This is a genomic window from Burkholderia sp. JPY481, assembly GCF_038900515.1.
GTDB lineage: Bacteria > Pseudomonadota > Gammaproteobacteria > Burkholderiales > Burkholderiaceae > Paraburkholderia > Paraburkholderia youngii.
On record NZ_JAYMRT010000025.1, the window covers coordinates 69,404 to 75,729 of the forward strand.

General features: G+C 65.0%; 7 protein-coding genes. 2 read left to right on the plus strand and 5 right to left on the minus strand.

Features of this window, described 5'->3' with window-relative positions; translation table 11 throughout:
* Position 1: 1 nt before the first annotated feature.
* From paaD to paaA, 4 genes are all read right to left on the minus strand, one after another.
* Positions 2 to 577 (minus strand): 1,2-phenylacetyl-CoA epoxidase subunit PaaD, encoded by a 576-nt coding sequence (paaD, locus tag VSR82_RS34560; RefSeq protein WP_410849977.1) that lies wholly within the window; start codon positions 575 to 577, stop codon positions 2 to 4.
* 7 nt (positions 578 to 584) lie between these two features.
* Positions 585 to 1,397 carry a 1,2-phenylacetyl-CoA epoxidase subunit PaaC gene (gene paaC, locus VSR82_RS34565; RefSeq protein ID WP_498858489.1) on the minus strand — a complete coding sequence of 271 codons (813 nt, stop codon included), beginning with the start codon at positions 1,395 to 1,397 and terminating at the stop codon, positions 585 to 587.
* A gap of 16 nt (positions 1,398 to 1,413) precedes the next feature.
* Positions 1,414 to 1,698 carry a 1,2-phenylacetyl-CoA epoxidase subunit PaaB gene (gene paaB / locus VSR82_RS34570; protein ID WP_410853326.1) on the minus strand — a complete coding sequence of 95 codons (285 nt, stop codon included), beginning with the start codon at positions 1,696 to 1,698 and terminating at the stop codon, positions 1,414 to 1,416.
* A gap of 80 nt (positions 1,699 to 1,778) precedes the next feature.
* The gene (gene paaA / locus VSR82_RS34575; RefSeq protein WP_498858488.1) at positions 1,779 to 2,777 is read right to left on the minus strand and encodes a 1,2-phenylacetyl-CoA epoxidase subunit PaaA; all 999 of its coding nucleotides are present in this window, start codon (positions 2,775 to 2,777) and stop codon (positions 1,779 to 1,781) included.
* A 199-nt stretch (positions 2,778 to 2,976) separates the two neighbouring features.
* On the opposite strand from paaA, the gene VSR82_RS34580 reads away from it, so the two are divergent.
* A complete protein-coding gene (locus tag VSR82_RS34580) occupies positions 2,977 to 4,599 on the plus strand; it encodes an NAD(P)/FAD-dependent oxidoreductase (protein ID WP_368587924.1) in 1,623 nt (540 codons plus the stop codon).
* Positions 4,600 to 4,684: 85 nt separating this feature from the next.
* On the plus strand, positions 4,685 to 5,965 hold the full coding sequence (locus VSR82_RS34585) for an SGNH/GDSL hydrolase family protein (protein WP_429461690.1): 1,281 nt from the start codon (positions 4,685 to 4,687) through the stop codon (positions 5,963 to 5,965).
* Position 5,966: 1 nt separating this feature from the next.
* On the opposite strand, the gene VSR82_RS34590 is transcribed toward VSR82_RS34585, so the two are convergent.
* Positions 5,967 to 6,191, minus strand: a complete 225-nt coding sequence (locus VSR82_RS34590) for a hypothetical protein (RefSeq protein WP_429461692.1) — start codon at positions 6,189 to 6,191, stop codon at positions 5,967 to 5,969.
* Positions 6,192 to 6,326 lie beyond the last annotated feature (135 nt).

Genomic DNA, 6,326 nt, shown 5'->3' on the forward strand with positions numbered 1-6,326 from the left:
ATCAGTACGGTTTGAAGTAGTCGAAGGGTTCGCGGCAGTCGAGGCAGCGATACAGCGCCTTGCAGGCGGTCGAGCCGAACTGCGCGAGTCGCTCGGTGTGTGCCGAGCCGCAGCGCGGGCAGGCCGGTGCGGGCAGCGCGCGTGGCACGAAGCGCAGCACTTTTTCCTGTGGCGCAGACGTCGCGGCTGAACCGCAGTTGCCGGTGGGCGGCGCGATGCCGTAGACGCGCAGTTTTTCGCGCGCTTCGGCGGTGATCCAGTCGGTGGTCCACGCCGGTGCGAGCACGGTGGCCACGCGGTACGGCGTCAGCTGCGCGGCCTCGAGCGCACGGCCGATGTCCCCGGCAATCTGCGACATCGCCGGGCAGCCCGAGTAGGTCGGCGTGATCACGACTTCGAGCGCGCCGTCCGCCGCGCGTCGCACGTCGCGCAGGATGCCGAGCTCGCGGATCGAGACCACCGGGATCTCCGGGTCCGGTACCGCTTCGAGCACGCTCCACGCGCGGGTGAGCGCGGGATCGGTGGCGGCGGTCGTGGCGGGGGTGTTCACGGGCTGCGGGGCGGTCGAGGTCGTCATCGCGGGCTCACCAGCTCGCGCCCGGATGCTGGCGCGCAAGGCTCTGCATCTCGGCGAGCACGAAGCCCATATGCTCCGAATGCTCGCCGTGCTTGCCGGTGCTCACGTGCCGCAGCGCCGCGGGCAGCGTCAGCGTGGCGGCGTCGAGCGTGGCGCGCACGTCGTCGAGCCATGCGGCTTCCAGCGCCGAGGTGCGCGGGCCGATGCCCGCCGCGGCGATCGCGTCTTCCACCGCGTCCGCGCTGAAGAACTCGTACGTGTACGGCATCAGGTAGTCGAGCGCGGCCTGCGCGCGACGGTGCGATTCGTCGGTACCGTCGCCGAAGCGGATCAGCCACTCGCCCGCGTGATGCACGTGGTACTGCGTTTCCTTGATCGACTTCGCGGCGATCGCGGCGAGCTGTTCGTCGGTGGAGCCCGTCAGCGCGCCCCACAGATGCCTCATCAGCGTCGAATACAGGAAGTTGCGCACGATCGTGACCGCGTAGTCCTTCTGCGCCTGCGCGGTGCCGGCGAGCGGGCCGTAGTGCGGCAGCTCGGCGAGCGTGTAGTTCGCGAATTCGCGCTCGGCGCGGAAGTACGCGTAGTCGTCTTCGCTGCGCTGACGGCCGGTGAGCTGCTGCTCGAGCGCGGCCGCGTGCGTGTACAGCAGGCGCGCCTGGCCGATCAGGTCGAGGCTCATGTTCGACAGCGCGATGTCCTCTTCGAGGATCGGGCCGTGGCCGCACCACTCGGTGTTGCGCTGACCGAGAATCAGCGCGGTATCGGCGAGGCGCAGCACGTACTGCAGATGTTCGGGCGTGATAGAGGTCGGGGACATAGTGGTCATGGCGCGCTTACATGTGGTTGACTTCGTCGGGCAGCGTGTAGAACGTCGGGTGGCGATAGATCTTGTCGCCCGCCGGTTCGAACAGCTCGGCCTTCTCGTCGGGCGCCGAGGCGGTGATCGCCGAGGACGGCACCACCCAGATGCTCACGCCTTCCTGGCGGCGCGTGTAGACGTCGCGCGCCATGCGCAGCGCCATCGGCGCGTCGGCCGCGTGCAGACTGCCGCAGTGCTTGTGGTCGAGGCCCTGCCTGCTGCGCACGAACACTTCCCAAATCGGCCATTCCTTGTTCATTGCTGATCTCCTGATTCCTGACTCTCGCTGATCTTTCGCGGGTGTTTCGCGGGTCTTTCGCGGGTGTTTCGCCGTGCCGCTCAGGCGGCGTGCTGTTGCGCGCGCTGGCGCTGCTTGTCCGCATGGGCGAGCGCGGCTTCGCGCACCCAGGCGCCGTCTTCATGGGCCTTCACGCGCGTGGCGAGGCGCTCGCGGTTGCACGGGCCGTCGCCATTGACGACGCGCCAGAACTCTTCCCAGTCGATGTCGCCGTAGTCGTAGCGGCCGCGCGCCTCGTTCCATTTGAGCTCCGCATCGGGCAGCGTGACGCCGAGCACCTTCGCCTGCCCGACGGTCGCGTCGACGAATTTCTGGCGCAGGTCGTCGTTGGTGATGCGCTTGATGCCCCATTGCGCCGACTGGTTGCTGTGCACCGAGTCCTTGTCGCTCGGGCCGAACATCATCAGCACCGGCCACCACCAGCGGTTCACCGCCTGCTGCACGAGCTCGCGCTGCGCGTCGGTGCCGGCCATCATCGCGAGCAGCGCATCGAACCCCTGGCGCTGGTGGAACGACTCTTCCTTGCAGATGCGGATCATCGCGCGGGCATAGGGCCCGTACGTGCAGCGGCACAGCGGGATCTGGTTCATGATCGCCGCGCCGTCGACCAGCCAGCCGATCACGCCGACGTCGGCCCAGGTGGGCGTCGGGTAGTTGAAGATGCTCGAATACTTGGCCTTGCCCGCGTGCAGTGCGTCGATCAGCTGCTCGCGCGACACGCCGAGCGTTTCGGCGGCGCTATACAGATAGAGCCCGTGGCCGGCTTCGTCCTGCACCTTGGCGATCAGGATCGCCTTGCGCTTGAGGCTCGGCGCGCGGGTGATCCAGTTGCCCTCGGGCAGCATGCCGACGATTTCCGAGTGCGCGTGCTGCGAGATCTGCCGCACCAGCGTTTTGCGGTAGGCGTCGGGCATCCAGTCCTGCGGCTCGATCTTGCCGTCGGCGGCCATGACCGCGTCGAAGCGCGCCTGTTCGGGCGAATTCGCATCCGCGTCCAGCGGGGCGACGTTGCCGGGGATATCGAGGGATTGGGTGTACATGAGGGACGCTCTCTGGAGGAGTGGTCTGTGTCGGCGTAGTATAAACCAACCGACCGGTCGGTTAATAAATTTTTTGAGGACGGGGATTAGGCTCGATAGCGTCATTCGGGGGTGTCGAAGCAGGTCACCCCGCCCCGACACTTACCGGTAAAATTGCGAATTGGCCGCGATTTGCGGCCCACTTGCATCTCCGGTACTCATGTTACGTCTAAGCGAAATCAAACTCCCGCTCGATCATCCCGAAAGCGCCCTCGAAGCCGCCATCCGTGCGCGCCTCGCGGACCTAGGCGTCGCGCGGGACGGGCTCATCCGATACACCGTGTTTCGCCGCGCGCATGACGCGCGCAAGCGCGCCGACATCAAGCTCACCTATATCGTCGATGTCGAGGTCAAGGATGAAGCGGCCGCGCTGAAACGGCTCGCCGACGTGCCGCATTGCGGCGTGACCCCCGACATGAGCTACAAGTTCGTCGCCAAAGCGCCCGCCCAACTAAGCACGCCGCGTCCGGTCGTGATCGGCATGGGACCGTGCGGTCTGTTCGCGGGACTGATCCTCGCGCAGATGGGCTTCCGGCCGATCATCCTCGAGCGCGGCAAGGCCGTGCGCGAGCGCACCAAGGACACGTTTGGCCTGTGGCGCAAATCGGTGCTGAATCCCGAGTCGAACGTGCAGTTCGGCGAAGGTGGCGCGGGCACTTTTTCCGACGGCAAGCTCTACAGCCAGATCAAGGACCCGAAACATTACGGCCGCAAAGTACTCGACGAATTCGTGCGGGCTGGTGCGCCGGAGGACATCCTGTATCTGAGCCGGCCGCATATTGGCACGTTTCGCCTCGTCAGCATGGTCGAGAAGATGCGTGCGAGCATCCACGAGTTGGGCGGCGAAGTGCGCTTTGAGACCCGCGTCGAGGACATCGACATCGACAACGGCCAGGTGCGCGGGCTGAAGCTGTCGACCGGCGAGACGCTGCGTTGCGACCACGTGGTACTGGCGGTCGGCCATAGCGCACGCGACACCTTCCAGATGCTGTACGACCGGGGCGTTCACGTCGAGGCGAAGCCGTTTTCGCTCGGTTTCCGGATCGAGCATCCGCAGGGGGTGATCGATCGCAGCCGTTTCGGCAAATTTGCCGGTCACAAACAGCTCGGCGCAGCCGACTATAAGGTGGTGCACCACTGCAGCAACGGGCGCGCGGTGTATAGCTTTTGCATGTGTCCCGGGGGCACCGTGGTGGCGGCAACTTCGGAGCCGGGGCGGGTCGTCACTAACGGCATGAGCCAGTACTCGCGCGCGGAGCGCAACGCGAATGCGGGCATCGTGGTCGGCATTACGCCAGACGACTACCCGGGCGGCCCGCTCGCGGGCATCGCGTTCCAGCGCAAGTGGGAAGAGCGGGCGTTCGAACTCGGTGGCGGTAACTATATGGCGCCGGGGCAGTTGGTCGGCGACTTCATCGCCGGGCGGCCGTCCACGTCGCTCGGCTCGGTCGTGCCGTCGTATAAGCCCGGCGTGCGGCCGACCGATCTCAGCACTGCACTGCCCGACTATGCGATCGAGGCGATTCGCGAAGCGCTGCCTCAGATGGAAAAGAAAATCGCCGGTTTCGCGATGCATGACGCGGTGCTGACCGGCGTTGAAACGCGGACGTCGTCGCCGGTCCGCGTGCGTCGCGGCGATGATTATCAGAGCGTCAACATCAAAGGGCTGTATCCCGCCGGCGAAGGTGCGGGATACGCTGGCGGCATCTACTCGGCGGCGATCGACGGAATCGAGGTCGCCGAAGCCGTCGCTCTGCAGATCATGAGTCAGCAAACGGCATGAGTCCGAACGGGCACAGCCGCCGGGTACCGGCGATTGTCGCGTCGTTCGGGCACAATGCGCGTTTCGCCTCGAACCGACCGTCCGAATGACCATTCGCACCCTGGCTGCCACATGCGGCGCGGCGCTGCTTGCCCAATTTGCTCCGTTTGCCGTTTCCTCGAGTGCGTTCGCTGCCGAAGCGCCGGAGCATTGGGTTGCCGTGTGGGCGACCGCGCTGCAACCGATTCCCCAGCGAGCCGACTTGCCGCCGCTGTATCGCGCGCCGGAAGTCGCGGGGCGCAGCGTTCGGCAAATCGTGTATCCGACCTTGTCGGGGAAGGCGGCGCGAATCCATCTGAGCAATGTGTACAGCAAGACAGCTCTCGTCATCGACGAACTGCGCATCGCGCGCTCGGTCGGCGGCACGGCGGCGGTAGAGGGGGGCGGAAGTCGAGTGACGTTTGCTGGCAAGGGCGCGGTCAGCGTTCCGCCCGGCGGCGAGTTGGACAGCGATCCGATCGGGATCGACGTCGTGGAGGGCGCGCCGTATGCGATCAGTGCGTTTATGGGACCGGAGCAGCGGATCGTCGCGTGGCACCGTGTGTCGAATCAGGTGAATTATGTGTCGGTGCCGGGCAATCACACCGCCGACGCGTCCGCCGCCGCGTTTCGCGGTCGCTTCACCCAATATGTGTGGGTCACAGGCTTGTCAGTGGAGGTGGCGGGACCGTCAATTGCCGTGGCTGCGATCGGCGACTCAATCACCGACGGCATGCGCTCCAGCCTGAATCAGAACCGTCGCTGGCCAGATGCGCTGGCTCGGCGCCTGGCGGCGAGCGGCGCGCAATCGACCGCAATCGTGAATCTCGGCATCAGCGGTAACCGGCTTCTTAGCGACTCGCCTTGTTATGGCGACGCGCTAGCGAGCCGCTTCGAGCGTGACGTTTTGCAACGTCCGGGCGTCAAGGCGGCGGTCCTGCTGATTGGCATCAACGACATTAACTTTGCGGCAATGCCGCCTCATGGCGGGCTCGACTGCGATTTTCCTCATACGTCGGTCACGGCTGCCGATTTGATTGCCGGTTACCAGCGCGTGATCGCGGCCGCGCGGCGCAAGGGTGTCAAGGTGTTCGGCGCGACGCTGACGCCGGCGTCGCTGCCACAGGAGCGGGAAAACATCCGACTCGCGGTTAATCAGTGGATCCGGACCAGTCGCGCTTTCGATGACGTCGTCGATTTCGACGCGGCGTTGCGCGATCGGGCGCAGCCGGAGCGTCTGCAGCGCGTTTTCGATAGCGGTGATCACATCCATCCGAGCGACGCGGGCTACGCGGCCATGGCCGATGCTGTTCCAGTTGAGGCCGTGGTGAGCGCTGTCCGGAAGTGAGTCACAGCTTTTTTAAGCGAAAGTGAAAATGGGTGTTGACGATCCGGCGAAAGTTCTCCATAATCTCGTTTCTCTGCTGCAGACGCAGCGACGCAAACGAAGCGGTGCCGGGTAGTGGTGGTTCAGGTGCGGCGGGTTGGGCGGATCGATCTTTAAAAACTAACAGCCGATAAGTGTGGGCGCTTGATGCGGAATGCGGCGGCGGATTCTTCTGGATCTGCTGCAAGGCAAAAGGTATCAGAAAGCCTCACACAGTATTAGAGGAAGGTTTATCTGTCGAAAGACGGATTGATCATCGTCAGTACGTTGAGTGAGCGACCGGTTTCTGACGAAACCGAAAACAGTAACAGGTTTGAACTGA